2 protein-coding genes are annotated in these 1,846 nt (G+C 68.0%); both read left to right on the forward strand.

The window, feature by feature from the left end; genetic code table 11:
* Positions 1–148 precede the first annotated feature (148 nt).
* Complete coding sequence (locus WAO18_RS06065; protein ID WP_422204715.1) at positions 149–1,342, forward strand: NADH:flavin oxidoreductase; 1,194 nt, start codon at positions 149–151, stop codon at positions 1,340–1,342.
* Positions 1,343–1,432: 90 nt separating this feature from the next.
* On the forward strand, positions 1,433–1,846 hold a 414-nt coding region (locus WAO18_RS06070), incomplete at its 3' end, for an FHA domain-containing protein (protein WP_422204716.1).

The raw sequence follows: 1,846 nt of genomic DNA on the forward strand, positions 1-1,846 counted from the left end.
GGCATGCGCGCTGAGGTGGACGCAGGGGCCGATCGACGGCGACCCGCTGCGTTCGACTTCGCCGACCTTGCGATCGCCGTTAGGCCGATCGACTGCGACCCGCTGCGTTCGGCTTCGCCGACCTTGCGATCGCCGTTAGGCTCCAGCCATGTCCGAAGCTCCGGACGTGCTGGCGCCGGCGAAGCTCGGGCCCATCACGCTGCGTAATCGCACCATCAAGTCCGCGACGTTCGAGGCCCGCACGCCCGATGCGCTGGTCAGCGACGACCTGATCGAATACCACCGGTTGCCCGCCGCCGGCGGAGTCGGCATGACCACCGTGGCCTACTGCGCGGTATCGCAAGGCGGCCGCACTGAAGGAAACGGCATCTGGATGCGCCCGGAGGCCGTGCCGGGTTTCCGGCGGCTCACCGAAGCGATCCACGCCGAGGGCGCGGCGGTCAGCGCACAGATCGGACACGCGGGCCCGGTCGCCAACGCCCGCTCCAACAAGGCCAAGGCGCTGGCTCCGGTGCGGTTCTTCAACCCGATCGGTATGCGGTTCGCCAAGAAGGCAACTCGTCAAGACGTCGACGACGTGATCGCCGCGCACGCCGACGCGGCCCGACTGGCGGTCGACGCCGGGTTCGACGCCGTCGAAGTGCATCTGGGCCACAACTATCTGGCGAGCGCGTTTCTCAGCCCGCTGATCAATCGTCGCAGCGACGAGTTCGGCGGCTCGCTGGAGAACCGGGCCAAGGTGGCGCGCGCCATGGTGATGGCCGTGCGAGACGCGGTCCAGAATCAGATCGCGGTGACCGCCAAACTCAACATGTCCGACGGGGTGCGGGGCGGCATCCCGGTCGACGAGGCGATCGCCACCGCCAAGTGGCTGCAAGACGACGGCGGATTGGACGCCATCGAACTCACCGCGGGTAGCTCGCTGGTCAACCCGATGTATCTCTTCCGCGGCGACGCCCCGCTCAAGGAGTTCGCCGGCGCCTTCAAGCCGCCACTGAGCTGGGGCATGCGGATGACCGGCAAGAAGTTTCTCCGCGAATACCCGTACCGCGAGGCCTACCTGTTGCGCGAAGCCAAGCAGTTCCGCGCCGAGCTGACGATGCCGCTGATCCTGCTCGGCGGCATCACCAACCGGGAAACGATGGATTTGGCCATGGCCGAAGGCTTCCAGTTCGTCGCGATGGGCCGGGCGCTGCTGGCCGAGCCCGATTTGATCAACCGGATCGCGCGCGACGGCGCCGCTGTGCGCTCGGCGTGCACGCACTGCAACCGGTGTATGCCGACGATCTACACCCGCACCCGCTGCGTGGTCACCGGCGCCCCCGACGCGTTGGCTCACTGAGCTACTGACCCGTCGCCCGTGTCGCTCGGAAGCGATCGAGCGGCAGCCGATACAGTCGGTGCAGTGAGCCATGCAGCTAATGTTGGGGCGATGAGTCACGCCGCACCGCCCGCGCTGACAGTCCGGTACGACGGATCAGAACGCACCTTCGCCGCAGGTCACGACATCGTGGTAGGCCGCGATCTCCGTGCTGACATGCGCATCACACATCCGCTGATCTCGCGGGCACACTTGCTGCTGCGGTTCGAACAGGGTCGCTGGCGGGCCATCGACAACGGCTCGCTGAATGGCACCTACGTGCACGGCCGCCGCGTGCCGGTGGTCGACATCCTCGACGGCCAGGCCATCAACATCGGCAATCCCGACGGGCCGCAACTGAGCTTCGAAATCGGACGGCACCAGGGTATGGCCGGCCGCCCGCCGCAGACGACGTCGATGCCGATCGCCAAATCGCCGGCGCCCGCCCGGCCCGCACCGGGGCCGCAGCAACCGCGCCCGGCTGCC

It is taken from the genome of Mycobacterium sp. (assembly GCF_049278535.1).
In the GTDB taxonomy this organism is placed as follows: Bacteria; Actinomycetota; Actinomycetes; order Mycobacteriales; family Mycobacteriaceae; genus Mycobacterium.

Bases quoted from the DNA above. Each gene is read 5' to 3' on its own strand.
- WAO18_RS06065 (WP_422204715.1), top strand. From the start codon at position 149: ATGTCCGAAGCTCCGGACGTGCTGGCGCCGGCGAAGCTCGGGCCCATC.